The following is a 14676-nucleotide window of genomic DNA, read 5'->3' on the forward strand; positions in this document are numbered from 1 at the left end:
ACGCTTTGGGCTACAAGTGAGCTACAAATTTATGGGTTTATGTGGGTTTAAAGGGGTTTTACCTGGGGCCATATGAGCACTTGAAAGAATTAAAAAATGAGTAAAATCAATATGAATGAAGACATTGATAAGGACTTCTCTAGCCATACCCCCATGATGCAGCAGTACCTGCGTCTTAAATCAGAGCACCGTGACATCCTTCTGTTTTACCGCATGGGTGACTTCTACGAACTGTTCTATGACGATGCAAAACGCGCTTCGCAGCTGCTGGATATCTCCCTGACCAAGCGCGGGGCTTCTGCGGGCGAACCTATTCCAATGGCCGGCGTGCCTCACCACGCGGTGGAAAACTACCTGGCTAAGCTGGTGAATCTCGGGGAGTCCGTGGCTATCTGTGAACAGATTGGCGACCCGGCGACCACCAAAGGGCCTGTTGAGCGTAAAGTCGTTCGCATCGTCACTCCGGGCACCATCAGTGATGAAGCGCTGCTGCAGGAACGCCAGGATAACCTGCTGGCGGCTATCTGGCAGGACAGCAAAGGCTTTGGCTATGCAACCCTCGATATCAGCTCCGGGCGTTTTCGCCTGACCGAGCCGGAAGACCGTGAAACCATGGCAGCCGAACTTCAGCGCACGAATCCAGCGGAGCTGCTGTATGCGGAAGATTTCGCCGAGATGAGTCTGATTGATGGCCGCCGCGGCCTGCGCCGCCGCCCGCTCTGGGAATTCGAGATTGAGACCGCGCGCCAGCAGTTGAACCTGCAGTTTGGCACTCGAGACCTGACCGGTTTTGGCGTTGAAAATGCCCACCATGCGCTTTGCGCCGCCGGCTGCCTGTTGCAGTACGTCAAAGATACCCAGCGCACTTCTCTGCCGCATATTCGCTCCGTTACCATGGACCGGCAGCAGGACAGCATCATTATGGATGCTGCCACCCGGCGTAACCTGGAGATCACCCAGAACCTGTCCGGCGGCGTGGAGAACACGCTGGCCTCGGTGCTGGACTGCACAGTAACGCCGATGGGCAGCCGTATGCTCAAACGCTGGCTGCATATGCCGGTGCGTAACGTCGATGTGCTCACTAAGCGGCAGCGAACCATTGCGGCTCTGCAGGAGCGCACTGCGGACATTCAGCCTACGCTGCGCCAGGTCGGCGACCTGGAGCGTATCCTTGCCCGCCTGGCCCTGCGCACCGCCCGCCCACGCGATCTGGCACGTATGCGTTATGCCTTCCAGCAACTGCCCGCCCTGCGAGAGATCCTGTCAGACGTAAGCACCGACTACGTGCAAACCCTGCGCGAGCAGATGGGTGAATTTACAGAGCTGCGCGAGTTACTCGAGCAAGCGGTTATCGAATCGCCACCGGTGCTCGTGCGCGACGGCGGCGTTATCGCTCCCGGCTATAACGAAGAGCTGGACGAATGGCGAGCCCTGGCCGATGGCGCGACTGACTACCTGGATCGTCTGGAAATCCGCGAGCGTGAGCGCCTGGGCCTGGATACGCTGAAGGTCGGTTTTAACGCCGTGCACGGCTATTACATTCAGGTCAGCCGCGGTCAAAGCCATCTGGTGCCGATCAACTATGTTCGCCGCCAGACGCTGAAAAACGCCGAGCGCTACATTATTCCTGAGCTGAAAGAGTACGAAGACAAGGTACTGACTTCTAAAGGCAAAGCGCTGGCGCTGGAGAAACAGCTTTACGATCAGCTGTTTGATTTACTGCTGCCGCACCTGGAAGCGCTGCAAAAAAGCGCCACCGCGCTGGCGGAACTGGACGTGCTGGTGAACCTTGCCGAGCGTGCTTATACCCTGAGCTACACCTGCCCGACGCTGACGGATAAGCCCGGTATTAAGCTGGTGGGTGGCCGTCACCCGGTGGTGGAGCAGGTGCTCAGTGAACCCTTTATCGCTAACCCGTTAAACCTGTCACCTCAGCGCAGAATGCTGATCATTACCGGCCCGAACATGGGCGGTAAAAGTACCTATATGCGCCAGACCGCGTTAATTGCTCTGCTGGCCTATATCGGCAGCTTTGTGCCGGCACAGCAGGCAGAAATTGGTCCCGTTGACCGCATTTTTACCCGCGTAGGCGCGGCAGACGATCTTGCTTCCGGTCGCTCAACCTTCATGGTGGAGATGACAGAAACCGCCAACATCCTGCATAACGCCACGGAACACAGCCTGGTGCTGATGGATGAGATTGGCCGCGGAACATCGACTTATGATGGCCTGTCGCTGGCCTGGGCCTGCGCCGAAAGTCTGGCAAACCGTATCAAGTCGCTGACGCTGTTCGCCACCCACTACTTCGAGCTGACCACGCTGCCGGAGAAAATGGAAGGCGTGGCTAACGTCCATCTGGATGCCGTGGAGCATGGTGATACCATCGCCTTTATGCACAGCGTGCAGGACGGGGCGGCGAGCAAAAGTTATGGCCTGGCCGTGGCCGCGCTGGCAGGCGTGCCAAAAGATGTAATTAAACGTGCGCGCCAGAAGCTGCGCGAGCTGGAAAGCATTTCCGGCAATGCCGCCGCAAGCCAGGTGGACGGAACGCAAATGTCGCTCCTGACCGTGGCGGAAGAGACATCCCCTGCCGTAGAAGCGCTGGAGAACCTGGATCCGGATTCACTTTCTCCACGTCAGGCGCTGGAGTGGATTTATCGGCTTAAGAATTTGGTGTAGTAGTTACCAAACGGCAGGCATAAAAAAAGCGGTGACTTGCATCACCGCTTTTTTATTTGAAGAGTCGATTATTCGCGGAACAGCGCTTCGAGGTTCAGCCCCTGAGCCTGCAGTATTTCACGCAGACGGCGCAGGCCTTCAACCTGAATCTGACGAACGCGTTCACGAGTCAGGCCGATTTCACGACCGACATCTTCCAGCGTCGCAGCTTCATAACCCAGCAGACCAAAACGGCGGGCCAGCACTTCACGCTGCTTAGCGTTCAGTTCGAACAACCACTTCACGATGCTTTGTTTCATGTCATCGTCTTGCGTGGTGTCTTCCGGACCGTTGTCTTTCTCGTCCGCAAGGATATCCAGCAGCGCTTTCTCAGAGTCACCGCCCAACGGGGTGTCTACCGAGGTAATGCGCTCGTTGAGACGCAGCATACGGCTTACGTCATCAACCGGCTTATCCAGCTGCTCGGCAATCTCTTCGGCACTCGGCTCATGGTCGAGCTTGTGGGAGAGTTCACGAGCGGTACGCAGATAAACGTTCAGCTCTTTCACAATGTGAATCGGCAAACGAATCGTACGGGTTTGGTTCATGATTGCCCGTTCGATGGTCTGACGAATCCACCATGTGGCGTACGTTGAGAAACGGAATCCACGTTCCGGATCGAACTTCTCAACGGCACGAATAAGCCCCAGATTGCCCTCTTCAATCAGATCCAGCAGCGCCAGACCACGATTGCTGTAGCGACGGGCAATTTTTACCACCAGACGCAGGTTACTTTCGATCATGCGTCGGCGGGAGGCTACATCACCGCGCAGTGCGCGGCGAGCAAAGTAAACTTCTTCTTCGGCTGTTAATAATGGAGAGTAACCGATCTCTCCAAGATAAAGCTGAGTCGCATCTAGTACACGCTGTGTGGCACCCTGTGACAGCAGCTCTTCTTCTGCAAGGTCGTTATCACTGGGTTCCTCTTCTACAAGGGCTTTTTCGTCAAAAGCCTCAACTCCGTTCTCATCATATTCCGCGTCTTCGTTTAACTCGTTAACTTTCAGCGTATTCTGACTCATAAGGTGGCTCCTACCCGTGATCCCTGGGCAATACACTCAATGAATGTTTTGCCGGTTTATCGCTGCGGCAAATAACGCAGCGGGTTTACGGATTTCCCCTTGTAACGAATTTCAAAATGCAATCGTGTAGAACTGGTTCCGGTGCTACCCATGGTAGCGATTTTCTGCCCCGCCTTAACTTCTTCTTGTTCCCGGACCAGCATTGTATCGTTATGGGCGTAGGCACTCAGATAATCATCGTTGTGTTTGATGATGATTAGATTACCGTAACCACGCAGTGCGTTACCGGCATATACCACGCGCCCTGCGGCGGTCGCGATAATGGCCTGTCCTTTACTGCCTGCGATATCGATCCCTTTGTTGCCCCCTTCGGTCGCTGCAAAGTTTTCGATGATCTTACCGTCGGTCGGCCAGCGCCAGGTTGAAATCGGCGAACTGTTAGACGTACTGCTGACGGTCGGTTCGGTAGAGCTAACCACAGGTGCGGTTACCGGTGCTGTGACGACTGTCCCAGCTGGCTTATTGCCTGGTAACATTTTAGTAGCACTCTGTTCACCTGAATCCTCAGAATACGTAATTGTCGGTTTAGAAGCAACTACCCTGGTCGAGTTTTGTTCAACTGGCGTCACGACGCCCTGCGCGCGGGCATCGGCAGCCGTCACCGCGTTCCCGCCGGTGATTGGCGTGCCAGAGGCGTTGCCGACCTGAAGGGTTTGCCCCACTTCCAGACCATACGGTGCCGGGACGTTGTTACGCTGCGCCAGGTCACGGAAGTCATTCCCCGTAATCCACGCAATGTAGAACAGGGTATCGCCGCGTTTAACGGTGTAGGTGCTGCCGCCCGCGTAGCTCCCTTTAGGGATGTTGCCGTACTGGCGGTTGTAAACAATGCGGCCATTTTCAGTGCGCACAGGCTCAGAAACGACTGGCTGGGACTGAGGCTGAGGCTGATGAACCGGTTGAATCTGCGGTTGCTGAACAGGTTGGATCTGAGGCTGCTGAATCGGGGCGGACATTGTCGGTGGCTTAGTCACCAGCAGGCTGCCGCTTGAGGAGCCTGAAGGATTGCCGTTGCCGCCAACGGAACTGATTGGTGCCTGGGTGTTATTATTGCTTGTACAGCCTGCCAGCCAAAGGCTCGTTAGCGTTAACACCGCCGCCCGGCGTAAAGTGAAAGTTGGGCTTCCCGCGCTCATTTATCCCCCAAAATGATAACAACCAGATATGCATAAAACACTGTAGAGAAGCGGCGTAATCCACGCCAGCTTTTGCTGAATTCGGCTACGTTACGCCGAATCAACAGCAAGAAAACCGGATATTTCCGGGTTATGCTAATTCGCCGCGCACTAAGGGCACAAAGCGAACAGCTTCTACCGTGTCGATTAAAAATTCGTCCCCGTGACGTCGTACGCGTTTCAAAAACTGCCTGTCGTCCCCCACGGGCAAAACAAGAATACCGCCGTTACCCAGCTGCGACAGCAACGCAGTGGGAATTTCCGGCGGTGCCGCCGTCACAATGATAGCGTCGAACGGCGCTTTTGCCTGCCAGCCCTGCCAGCCATCGCCGTGACGGGTCGAAATATTGTGTAAATCCAGCTGCTTCAGGCGGCGCCTGGCATGCCATTGCAGCCCTTTGATCCGCTCCACGGAGCAAACATGCCCCACCAGATGCGCCAGAATCGCGGTCTGATAGCCAGACCCGGTGCCAATCTCCAGCACTTTTGACTGTGGCGTCAGCTCCAGCAGTTCCGTCATCCTCGCTACCATATACGGCTGAGAGATAGTCTGACCAGACCCAATAGGTAACGCGGTGTTTTCCCAGGCTTTGTGTTCAAACGCTTCATCGACAAACTTCTCACGCGGCACCTGCGCGATAGCCTCAAGAACCAGTTCATTCTTGATACCCTGGGCACGTAATTGATCGAGAAGAGCCTGTACGCGTTTGCTTACCATTGCGCCTCAACTCCGGCTTTTTCAAGCCAGTGGCCAACGACTTCATGGGCGCTATGTGCGGTTAAATCGACGTGCAGCGGCGTCACCGATACATAGCCTTCGTCAACGGCGGCAAAGTCGGTGTCCGGTGCAACATCCAGTTTTTCCCCCGGTGGGCCAATCCAGTAAACCGTGTTGCCACGCGGATCTTCCTGCCGAATTACCTGGTCCGCCGGATGGCGGCTGCCGCAGCGCGTCACGCGAATACCTTTAATTTGGTCAAGCGGTAAGTCTGGGACGTTGATATTTAGAATGCGCCCGGTGCGCAGCGGCTCCCGAGCCAGCGCCCGGAGAATAGAGCAGGTGACCGCCGCCGCGGTCTCATAATGCTGATGACCATCCAGCGAGACGGCCAGCGCCGGGAGCCCTAAATGACGCCCTTCCGTCGCCGCCGCAACGGTGCCGGAATAGATAACGTCGTCGCCGAGATTTGGCCCGGCGTTGATGCCCGACACCACAATGTCCGGGCGCGGGTGCATCAGAGCATTGACGCCGAGATAGACACAATCCGTCGGCGTCCCCATTTGAACGGAGATATCCCCGTTGGCGAGGGTAAAGGTTCTTAGCGATGACTCCAGCGTCAGCGAGTTTGATGCGCCGCTGCGGTTTCTGTCCGGAGCCACCACCTGCACCTCGGCAAATTCACGCAACGCTTTCGCCAGCACCTGAATGCCAGGCGCATGGACTCCGTCATCGTTACTCAGCAATATTCGCATAATCACCCGCTGTGTTCATGAGTTCCCTGACAACGCTGGTGGCAAAGCTTCCCGCCGGTAACCAGAAGTTCAGCTCGACGGTGACATCATCCCACCAGTTCCAGCTCAGCTCTTTAGGCTGAACCAGCATCGCACGGCGCGCCGCTTCCACACGCTCACGCGTCAACAACCCCAGCAGAATCTCTTCTTCAGCCACGGATTGCTGCTCAAAAGCCAGCGCTGCGTTTTGCGTTCCCCACTCGCCATCGCCCGGCAGCGAAGCGGTGATCAGCAGTTCGCCGTTATTCACTCGCTGTTGCAGGGTGGGAAGTTCTTCCGGGGTCGCTACAAACCAGCTGCCGCGTCCTGCCAATTGTAGCGCATCGCCATCAACAACTTGATTAAAGTCTGGTTTTTTCAGGCGCTGGCTAACAATCTGATTAAACAACGCGCTGCGGGCCGCCGACAACCAAAAACTGCGTTTATTTCTGTCGCGCAGCGGCGCATTGCTTTCTGCCCAGCGTTTCGCCTGATGCAGGTTATTACCGCCGATACCAAAACGCTGACTGCCGAAGTAGTTAGGCACTCCCTGCTCCGCAACGGCCTGTAAGCGCTGCTCCATCTCGTTGCGATCGCTGACTTCGCGCAGCACGAGGGTAAAGCGATTCCCTTTCAGGGCGCCTAAGCGCAGCTTACGGCGGTGGCGAGCAAACTCCAGCACCTGACAACCCTCAAGCGCAAAGGCGCTCATGTCCGGCATCTCTTTGCCCGGCAGACGAACGCAGAACCACTGTTCGGTCACGGCATGTTTATCTTTCTGCCCGGCAAAGCTGACTTCGCGCGCATGAACCTTGAGGAATTTAGCCAGCGCATCGGCCACGAAGCGGGTATTGCAGCCGTTTTTCAGAATTCGCAGCAGCAGATGCTCGCCGTCCCCGTCCGGGCCAAAGCCTAGATCTTCAATGACCACGAAATCTTCCGGGCTGGCTTTGATGACGCCGCTGCCCTGCGGCTTGCCGTGCAGCCAGGTCAGGTTTTGCATATCCATTACTTGCTGGCCTTATGCAGCAGCGCGACGGCTTCGCAGGCAATACCTTCGCCGCGGCCGGTAAAACCGAGTTTCTCGGTGGTGGTAGCTTTGACGTTGACGTCATCCATATGGCAGCCGAGATCTTCGGCAATAAACACGCGCATTTGTGGGATATGCGGCGCCATTTTCGGCGCCTGAGCGATAATCGTCACGTCCACGTTCCCGAGGGTAAAACCTTTGGCCTGAATACGACGCCAGGCTTCGCGCAGCAGTTCGCGGCTGTCCGCCCCCTTGAAAGCAGGATCGGTGTCCGGGAACAGTTTGCCAATATCCCCCAGCGCGGCGGCACCCAACAGCGCATCGGTCAGGGCATGCAGAGCAACGTCACCGTCAGAATGAGCCAGCAGCCCTTTTTCGAACGGGACACGAACGCCGCCAATAATAATCGGGCCAACGCCGCCAAAAGCATGAACATCAAAACCATGTCCGATACGCATTATAAATTCTCCGTTTGGGTTAACCGCGTAAGATAGAAAGCCGCCAGCGCCAGATCTTCAGGGCGAGTCACCTTGATATTATCCGCCCGGGCGTTAATCAGTTCTGGATGAAAACCGCAATATTCCAGGGCCGAGGCTTCATCGGTAATGGTGGCGCCTTCATCCAGCGCGCGCAGCAGACAGCTGCGCAAAAGTTCGAGAGGGAAAAGTTGCGGCGTAAGCGCGTGCCAAAGATCTTCCCGATCGACCGTATGGGCAATCAGCCCTTTACCAGGCTCACCCCGCTTCATGGTGTCGCGAACCGGGGCCGCCAGAATGCCGCCGACCTTACTGGTGACGGTAATCGCCAGCAGGTTTTCGAGGTCATCCCGATGCAGACAGGGGCGGGCGGCATCGTGCACCAGCACCCATTGGGCGCCATCTACCGCCTGCAGGCCAGCCAGCACCGAATCTGCGCGCTGCTTGCCGCCAGTCACCGCGGTGACGCGAGGATGTGTTGCCAGCGGCAAAGAGGAAAAATACGTGTCGTTGGGACTGAGGGCCACGATCACCTGACCAACACGCGGATGCGCCATCAGGCTGGCTACCGCGTGTTCGAGAATCGTTTTGTCGCCGATGTGTAGATACTGCTTAGGACATTCCGTTTGCATACGGCTGCCGATACCGGCGGCCGGTACCACGGCAATTACGTCCGGGGAGGAGTCTGCCATGCCTTTCACTTATGCTGAGTTATCGATTATTTTGCCCGGCGTTGGAGGTATTACCGTTGGCTGCACGTTTGGAGGCATCCGGCACCAGGCGGTAGAACGTTTCCCCCGGCTTGGTCATGCTGAGTTCGTTGCGAGCGCGCTCTTCAATCGCTTCCTGGCCGCCGTTGAGGTCGTCAATTTCGGCAAAAAGCTGATCGTTGCGAGATTTTAGTTTGGCATTGGTTGCCTGCTGCGCAGCGACATCTTCGCTGACGCGCGTGTAATCGTGTACGCCGTTTTTTCCGAACCACAGCGAATACTGAAGCCAGACCAGCAAGGCCAGCAACAGCAGCGTTAGTTTACCCATCCTGCCCCCTGAAAAACGGCACAATCATCCCACAACTTTTTCGTCGACTCCACTGCGGCAAGCAACCCTGCCCGCCAAATCGCGCCAGAATTTACCACATAACGCGAATTCATGCGCGATTGCAGCAAGTTTAGCTTAACGTTGCCCATAAATAGTCTGTTACGGTTTGACGCAGTTCGGCACGGCTAACCCATCAGCCACATAAAGAGCACGCCGAACATCAGCGCCACGGAGAGCAGCGTAGCCACACAGCTGAACAGCAGCCTGCCACGCAAAATGGAGTGCAAAGCAATACCCACCACCACTGCGACCGGCATCAGCGCCAGGAAGAATGGCCAGGTGTAGAGGAAGAAAAAAAGCGTGTTGGGGCCGTAGACCAAAAAGGGAATACCTAGCGCCAGCAGCCACGACAAAAAGCCGATAAACGCCCCGGGCAATGACCAGGTTGTTTCCTCGACCGTCGGGCTGGGTTCAGCCTGAGAAATAACGATATTCGTGCTGTTGCGCATAACTGATTTCATAACCCTGATGGCCGGAAGCGTTGTGCTTCCGGGCGTCTTCAGCAATTGATGATATCGTCGCGACGCAGCAGGTCTAATATTTGGGCCACTAAATTTGTTACTAATTGTTCGCCGTCTAAGTGAATTTCGGCCCGCAGGGGCGCCTCATACACCGAATCAATGCCGGTAAAATTCTTCAATTCCCCTGCCCGAGCCTTCTTGTAAAGCCCTTTAGGATCGCGCGTTTCGCAAATGGCCAGCGGCGTGTCCACAAAGACTTCGTAGAAGCGCCCTTCTCCGGCGCGCTCACGCACCATTTGCCTTTCGGCTCTGTGCGGCGAGATAAACGCGCTGAGCACGACCAGGCCTGCATCCACCATCAGGCCAGCCACTTCGCCGACCCGCCGGATGTTCTCTTTACGGTCTTCATCGCTAAAGCCCAGGTCGCTGCACAAGCCGTGACGCACGTTGTCGCCATCAAGCAAATACGTACTTACGCCAAGTTTGTGCAGCTCTTGCTCAAGGGCACCGGCTACGGTTGATTTCCCGGAGCCGGACAAGCCGGTAAACCACAGCACCGCGCCGCGGTGCTTGTGCAGTGCTTCACGCTGCTCACTCGTCACCGGATGAGCATGCCAGACCACGTTTTCATCATGGTCGGCCATTATTTGCCCCCCAGCAGGTCACGCGCGCCCCAGTGTGGGAAGTGGCGACGCACCAGGGCGTTAAGCTCAAGCTCAAACGCGCTGTAGGCCGAAGGTTCCTGATAAACATCTGCCTGTGGCTCGCGCACCATACCTGCGCCCACGGTCACGTTGCTCAGCCGGTCGATGAAAATCAGCCCGCCGGTCACCGGGTTGGCTTGATATTTATCGAGCACCAGCGGCTCATCGAAGGTGAGATCAACCAGCCCGATCCCGTTCAGCGGCAGGCTTTCCACCACCCGCTGAGTCAGCGAGTTAATCTCGACCTGGTACTGAATATTGTCGACGCGCGCGCGGGTCTTCTTCCCGGCGATTTTGATATCAAAGCTCTGCCCCGGCACCAGCGGCTGTTCCGCCATCCACACCACATCCACTTTAGCGCTCTGCACCGCAGCCAGTGATTCCGTCGCCTCCACCACCAGGTCGCCCCGGCTGATGTCGATTTCGTCTTTCAGCACTAGGGTGATCGCTTCCCCCGCGCCGGCTTGTTGCAAATCTCCATCAAAAGTCACGATTCGGGCGATGCTGGATTCCACGCCAGATGGCAACACTTTGACGCGCTGGCCTACGCGCACGGTGCCCGAAGCGAGCGTCCCCGCATAGCCGCGGAAGTCGAGATTGGGGCGGTTCACGTACTGTACCGGGAAGCGCATTGGCTGCTGCTCTACGCCGCGAATAACTTCTACCGTTTCAAGGACTTCTAGCAGCGTCGGGCCGCTGTACCACGGCATTTGAGCGCTGGCGCTGGCAACGTTATCCCCTTCCAGCGCGGAAAGCGGCACAAAGCGAATATCCAGGTCCGCCGGCAGTTGCTGAGCAAAGGTCAGGTAATCCTGTTTGATCTGTTCAAAAGTCTGCTCGCTGAACGCCACCAGATCCATTTTGTTGATCGCCACCACCAGGTGCTTGATCCCCAGCAGCGTGGAGATAAAGCTGTGCCGACGAGTTTGGTCCAACACGCCCTTGCGGGCGTCGATCAGCAGGATCGCCAGGTCACAGGTTGATGCCCCGGTCGCCATATTGCGGGTGTACTGTTCATGCCCCGGCGTGTCGGCAATGATGAATTTGCGCTTCTCAGTGGAGAAGTAACGGTAGGCCACGTCGATGGTGATGCCCTGCTCGCGCTCCGCCTGCAGGCCGTCCACCAGCAACGCCAGGTCGAGTTTTTCGCCCTGGGTACCGTGACGTTTGCTGTCAGTGTGAAGCGACGAGAGCTGATCTTCATAAATCTGACGCGTGTCGTGCAACAGGCGGCCAATCAGGGTGCTTTTACCGTCATCGACGCTGCCGCAGGTCAAAAATCGCAGCAGACTTTTGTGCTGCTGGGCGTGCAGATAAGCTTCGACGCCGCCTTCATCAGCGATTTGTTGTGCAATAGTGGTGTTCATCTGGCGGCTCCTTAGAAATAACCCTGGCGTTTTTTCAGCTCCATAGAGCCGGCCTGGTCGCGGTCTATCATGCGCCCCTGGCGTTCACTGGTGGTGGAGACCAGCATCTCTTCAATGATTTCCGGCAGCGTCTGCGCGGTTGATTCCACCGCGCCGGTCAGCGGCCAGCATCCCAGGGTACGGAAGCGCACCATACGTTGTTCAATCACTTCACCCGGCTGCAAATCGATACGATCGTCGTCAATCATCATCAGCATGCCATCACGCTCCAGCACCGGACGCGGTGCCGCCAGATACAGCGGAACGATGTCGATATTTTCCAGGTAGATGTACTGCCAGATATCCAGCTCGGTCCAGTTAGACAGCGGGAACACGCGAATACTTTCGCCTTTGTTGATCTGGCCGTTGTAGTTATGCCACAGCTCAGGACGCTGGTTTTTCGGGTCCCAGCGGTGGAAGCGATCGCGGAAAGAGTAAATACGCTCTTTCGCACGGGATTTCTCTTCATCGCGGCGGGCGCCGCCAAAGGCTGCATCAAAACCGTATTTATTCAGCGCCTGCTTAAGCCCTTCGGTTTTCATTATGTCGGTATGCTTAGCGCTGCCGTGCACGAACGGGTTAATGCCCATCGCCACGCCCTCGGGATTGCGGTGTACGATAAGATCGCAGCCGTAGGCTTTCGCTGTGCGGTCACGGAACTCGTACATTTCACGGAATTTCCAGCCGGTATCAACGTGCAGCAGCGGGAACGGCAGCGTGCCAGGATAGAAAGCTTTACGGGCCAAATGCAGCATGACCGAAGAGTCTTTACCAATGGAATACATCATCACCGGATTAGAAAATTCGGCAGCGACCTCACGGATAATGTGGATGCTTTCAGCCTCCAGTTGCCGCAAGTGAGTGAGTCGTTTTTGGTCCATAACCTTCCCTTAAGCAGATGCGCCGCGGCCGTTCATCGCAGCCGCTTGAGATTTAATCTAAGGGGACTATAAGTCTTGGGCTTATTTGTTATGAAATTACGAATTGGAATGACTAGTTCCCGAAAAGAATAACGCCACAGCAAAGCTAACGACAAAATGTGCTTAACCGGCCGTTTTTTCGCGGGTTTAAGAGCAAATGAAATTGTTTAACCTGGCTCACAGTTTCATACTAATGGCGCTTAAAACTTCCGACCAATAAAGATGAATAAGGACGTACTATGTTTTCCGCATTGCGCCGCTCGGTGATTTGCCTGGCGCTGGGCGCGTGCTTTAGCTTTCCCGCTGTCGCAAAGGTCACGCAGCAAGGCGACATTGCCGACCAGCAAATCCGCCACATCGCGACTTACTTTCCGGGCCGAATGACCGGCAGTCCGGCCGAAATGCTGGCCGCAGACTATATTCAGCAGCAGTTTAAAAGCTGGGGGTATCAGAGCGATATTCGTCAGTTTAATACGCGCTATATATACACCACGAAAGCAGGCCATCAGACCTGGCATAACGTCACCACCAGCAGCGTGATTGCCGCCCGCGAAGGTAAACAGCCACAGCAAATTATTATCATGGCGCATCTGGATACCTTTACGCCGCTCAATGATAAAGACGTGGACAATAACCTCGGCGGCCTGACGCTGCAGGGCGTGGACGACAATGCTTCTGGCCTTGGCGTCATGCTGGAGCTGGCCGAGCGCCTGAAAGACATTCCTACGCGCTACGGCATCCGCTTTATTGCCACCAGTGGAGAAGAGATTGGCTCCATGGGCGCGAAAAACATTCTGGAGCGCATGAGCAAAGAAGATCGGGCTAACACGCTGCTGGTGATCAACCTCGACAGCCTGATCGTTGGCGATAAGCTCTATTTCAATAGCGGAGCGTCAACGCCTGCGGCCGTGCGCAAACTGACCCGCGACCGCGCGCTGACGCTTGCTCGTCGCGCCGGGATTCAGGCCACCAGCAATCCGGGGCTGAATGCAAAATTCCCGAAAGGTACCAGCTGCTGTGGCGATGCCGAACCGTTCGACAAGGCCGGGATCCCGGTGCTGTCCGTTGAAGCGACCAACTGGGCGCTTGGGGCGAAAGACGGTTACCAGCAGCGCAGTAAAAATAAGGCATTTCCAGACGGTATCAGTTGGCATAGCGCCACGCTCGACAACCTTGAGTATCTGGATAAAGCGCTGCCGGGCAGAATTAAACGGCGCAGCCATGACACGGTGCGTATTCTGCTGCCGCTGGTGAAAGAGTTGGCGAAGGCCGAGAAGTGATGTTCCCCTCGCCGTAATGGCGAGGGAGGCTTATTCGTGCAAACCGCACTCGCGTTTCAGGCCAAAGAAGCGCGTCTCTTCTTCCGCCATTCCCGGCTCCCACTTACGGGTGGTGTGGGTGTCGCCGACGGACAAATAGCCCTGATCCCAAAGCGGATGATATTTCAGCCCGTGCTCGGTCAGGTACTGGTAAACCGTACGGTTATCCCAGTCGATGATCGGCAGAATTTTAAAGACTTCGCGCTGTACCGCCAGTACCGGTAAATTAGCACGACTGCCGGATTGCTCGCGACGCAGGCCGGCAAACCAGGTTTGTGCCTGCAGCGTTTTCAGCGCGCGGTTCATCGGCTCAACTTTGTTTATGTCGTTGTAGCGCTCAATTCCCTCCACGCCCTGCTCCCACAATTTGCCGTAACGTGCTTCCTGCCATGCCGGGCTTTCGGTCGCACGGAACACCTGCAGGTTCAGCTTCAGCTTGTCGGTTAGCTCATCGATGAACTGGTAGGTTTCCGGGAACAGATAGCCGGTATCGGTCAGGATAACCGGGATATCGGGGCGCTGCTGCGTCACCAGATGCAGGCATACGGCGGCCTGGATGCCGAAGCTGGACGAGAGCACAAATTCGCCCGGCAGGTTTTCCAGCGCCCAGGTGACCCGCTGTTGGGCACTAAGCTTTTCCAGCTGAGCGTTCACTTCGGCGAGCGCCATGACGCGTTCAACCTTAGGAAGGGCGTTCAGCGCGTTAAGATCGAGTCCGGACATATATGCCTCACTTAGTGATAAATGACCCTCACCCCGGCTCTCTCCCTGGAAGGGAGAGGGGAAAGTGAATTAT

15 protein-coding genes are annotated in these 14676 nt (G+C 56.2%); 2 read left to right on the forward strand and 13 right to left on the reverse strand.

Features of this window, described 5'->3' with window-relative positions; all coding sequences use genetic code 11:
- The first annotated feature begins 96 nt into the window (after nucleotides 1-96).
- Entirely contained in the window at nucleotides 97-2679 is a 2583-nt protein-coding gene (locus tag VW41_18970; GenBank protein ID AJZ90940.1) for a DNA mismatch repair protein MutS, read from the forward strand.
- 68 nt (nucleotides 2680-2747) lie between these two features.
- Here the strand turns inward: VW41_18970 and VW41_18975 are convergent, their stop codons facing one another.
- The 12 genes from VW41_18975 to VW41_19030 all read right to left on the reverse strand — a co-directional run bounded on the left by VW41_18975 (nucleotide 2748) and on the right by VW41_19030 (nucleotide 12522).
- Nucleotides 2748-3740, reverse strand: a complete 993-nt coding sequence (locus VW41_18975; protein ID AJZ90941.1) for an RNA polymerase sigma factor RpoS — start codon at nucleotides 3738-3740, stop codon at nucleotides 2748-2750.
- A 56-nt stretch (nucleotides 3741-3796) separates the two neighbouring features.
- Nucleotides 3797-4936: a lipoprotein NlpD gene (gene nlpD / locus VW41_18980; protein AJZ90942.1), complete on the reverse strand. Its 1140-nt coding sequence runs from the start codon at nucleotides 4934-4936 to the stop codon at nucleotides 3797-3799.
- Nucleotides 4937-5066: 130 nt separating this feature from the next.
- A complete protein-coding gene (gene pcm / locus VW41_18985; protein ID AJZ90943.1) occupies nucleotides 5067-5693 on the reverse strand; it encodes a protein-L-isoaspartate O-methyltransferase in 627 nt (208 codons plus the stop codon).
- Nucleotides 5687-6448, reverse strand: coding sequence for a stationary phase survival protein SurE (surE, locus tag VW41_18990; GenBank protein AJZ90944.1), 762 nt, complete (start codon nucleotides 6446-6448; stop codon nucleotides 5687-5689). Before surE ends, pcm begins: the two co-directional genes overlap by 7 nt.
- On the reverse strand, nucleotides 6429-7475 hold the full coding sequence (truD, locus tag VW41_18995) for a tRNA pseudouridine synthase D (protein AJZ90945.1): 1047 nt from the start codon (nucleotides 7473-7475) through the stop codon (nucleotides 6429-6431). The genes surE and truD overlap by 20 nt, the downstream gene beginning before the upstream one ends.
- Nucleotides 7475-7954 (reverse strand): 2-C-methyl-D-erythritol 2,4-cyclodiphosphate synthase, encoded by a 480-nt coding sequence (ispF, locus tag VW41_19000; GenBank protein AJZ90946.1) that lies wholly within the window; start codon nucleotides 7952-7954, stop codon nucleotides 7475-7477. The genes truD and ispF overlap by 1 nt, the downstream gene beginning before the upstream one ends.
- Nucleotides 7954-8664: a 2-C-methyl-D-erythritol 4-phosphate cytidylyltransferase gene (locus VW41_19005; GenBank protein ID AJZ90947.1), complete on the reverse strand. Its 711-nt coding sequence runs from the start codon at nucleotides 8662-8664 to the stop codon at nucleotides 7954-7956. The genes ispF and VW41_19005 overlap by 1 nt, the downstream gene beginning before the upstream one ends.
- Nucleotides 8665-8683: 19 nt before the next feature.
- Complete coding sequence (gene ftsB, locus VW41_19010) at nucleotides 8684-9010, reverse strand: cell division protein FtsB (GenBank protein ID AJZ90948.1); 327 nt, start codon at nucleotides 9008-9010, stop codon at nucleotides 8684-8686.
- 185 nt (nucleotides 9011-9195) lie between these two features.
- Nucleotides 9196-9519, reverse strand: coding sequence for a hypothetical protein (locus tag VW41_19015; GenBank protein ID AJZ90949.1), 324 nt, complete (start codon nucleotides 9517-9519; stop codon nucleotides 9196-9198).
- A 50-nt stretch (nucleotides 9520-9569) separates the two neighbouring features.
- Nucleotides 9570-10175: an adenylylsulfate kinase gene (locus VW41_19020; GenBank protein AJZ90950.1), complete on the reverse strand. Its 606-nt coding sequence runs from the start codon at nucleotides 10173-10175 to the stop codon at nucleotides 9570-9572.
- The gene (cysN, locus tag VW41_19025) at nucleotides 10175-11602 is read right to left on the reverse strand and encodes a sulfate adenylyltransferase subunit 1 (GenBank protein AJZ90951.1); all 1428 of its coding nucleotides are present in this window, start codon (nucleotides 11600-11602) and stop codon (nucleotides 10175-10177) included. Before cysN ends, VW41_19020 begins: the two co-directional genes overlap by 1 nt.
- Nucleotides 11603-11613: 11 nt before the next feature.
- The gene (locus VW41_19030; protein ID AJZ90952.1) at nucleotides 11614-12522 is read right to left on the reverse strand and encodes a sulfate adenylyltransferase subunit 2; all 909 of its coding nucleotides are present in this window, start codon (nucleotides 12520-12522) and stop codon (nucleotides 11614-11616) included.
- 278 nt (nucleotides 12523-12800) lie between these two features.
- Here VW41_19030 and VW41_19035 point away from each other — a divergent pair, with 278 nt between their 5' ends.
- On the forward strand, nucleotides 12801-13841 hold the full coding sequence (locus VW41_19035; protein AJZ90953.1) for an alkaline phosphatase: 1041 nt from the start codon (nucleotides 12801-12803) through the stop codon (nucleotides 13839-13841).
- A 30-nt stretch (nucleotides 13842-13871) separates the two neighbouring features.
- On the opposite strand, the gene VW41_19040 is transcribed toward VW41_19035, so the two are convergent.
- A complete protein-coding gene (locus tag VW41_19040) occupies nucleotides 13872-14603 on the reverse strand; it encodes a phosphoadenosine phosphosulfate reductase (protein AJZ90954.1) in 732 nt (243 codons plus the stop codon).
- Between the last annotated feature and the right edge of the window lie 73 nt (nucleotides 14604-14676).

This window comes from Klebsiella michiganensis (genome assembly GCA_000963575.1).
Taxonomy (GTDB): Bacteria; Pseudomonadota; Gammaproteobacteria; order Enterobacterales; family Enterobacteriaceae; genus Cedecea; species Cedecea michiganensis_A.

Excerpts from the sequence above, each read along its gene's own strand:
- pcm (AJZ90943.1), bottom strand. The coding sequence starts at position 5,693 with ATGGTAAGCAAACGCGTACAGGCTCTTCTCGATCAATTACGTGCCCAG.
- VW41_18975 (AJZ90941.1), bottom strand. The coding sequence starts at position 3,740 with ATGAGTCAGAATACGCTGAAAGTTAACGAGTTAAACGAAGACGCGGAA.
- VW41_19020 (AJZ90950.1), bottom strand. The coding sequence starts at position 10,175 with ATGGCCGACCATGATGAAAACGTGGTCTGGCATGCTCATCCGGTGACG.
- VW41_19005 (AJZ90947.1), bottom strand. The coding sequence starts at position 8,664 with ATGGCAGACTCCTCCCCGGACGTAATTGCCGTGGTACCGGCCGCCGGT.
- cysN (AJZ90951.1), bottom strand. The coding sequence starts at position 11,602 with ATGAACACCACTATTGCACAACAAATCGCTGATGAAGGCGGCGTCGAA.
- surE (AJZ90944.1), bottom strand. The coding sequence starts at position 6,448 with ATGCGAATATTGCTGAGTAACGATGACGGAGTCCATGCGCCTGGCATT.
- ftsB (AJZ90948.1), bottom strand. The coding sequence starts at position 9,010 with ATGGGTAAACTAACGCTGCTGTTGCTGGCCTTGCTGGTCTGGCTTCAG.
- VW41_19040 (AJZ90954.1), bottom strand. The coding sequence starts at position 14,603 with ATGTCCGGACTCGATCTTAACGCGCTGAACGCCCTTCCTAAGGTTGAA.
- VW41_19030 (AJZ90952.1), bottom strand. The coding sequence starts at position 12,522 with ATGGACCAAAAACGACTCACTCACTTGCGGCAACTGGAGGCTGAAAGC.
- VW41_18970 (AJZ90940.1), top strand. The coding sequence starts at position 97 with ATGAGTAAAATCAATATGAATGAAGACATTGATAAGGACTTCTCTAGC.
- nlpD (AJZ90942.1), bottom strand. The coding sequence starts at position 4,936 with ATGAGCGCGGGAAGCCCAACTTTCACTTTACGCCGGGCGGCGGTGTTA.
- truD (AJZ90945.1), bottom strand. The coding sequence starts at position 7,475 with ATGGATATGCAAAACCTGACCTGGCTGCACGGCAAGCCGCAGGGCAGC.
- ispF (AJZ90946.1), bottom strand. The coding sequence starts at position 7,954 with ATGCGTATCGGACATGGTTTTGATGTTCATGCTTTTGGCGGCGTTGGC.
- VW41_19035 (AJZ90953.1), top strand. The coding sequence starts at position 12,801 with ATGTTTTCCGCATTGCGCCGCTCGGTGATTTGCCTGGCGCTGGGCGCG.
- VW41_19015 (AJZ90949.1), bottom strand. The coding sequence starts at position 9,519 with ATGCGCAACAGCACGAATATCGTTATTTCTCAGGCTGAACCCAGCCCG.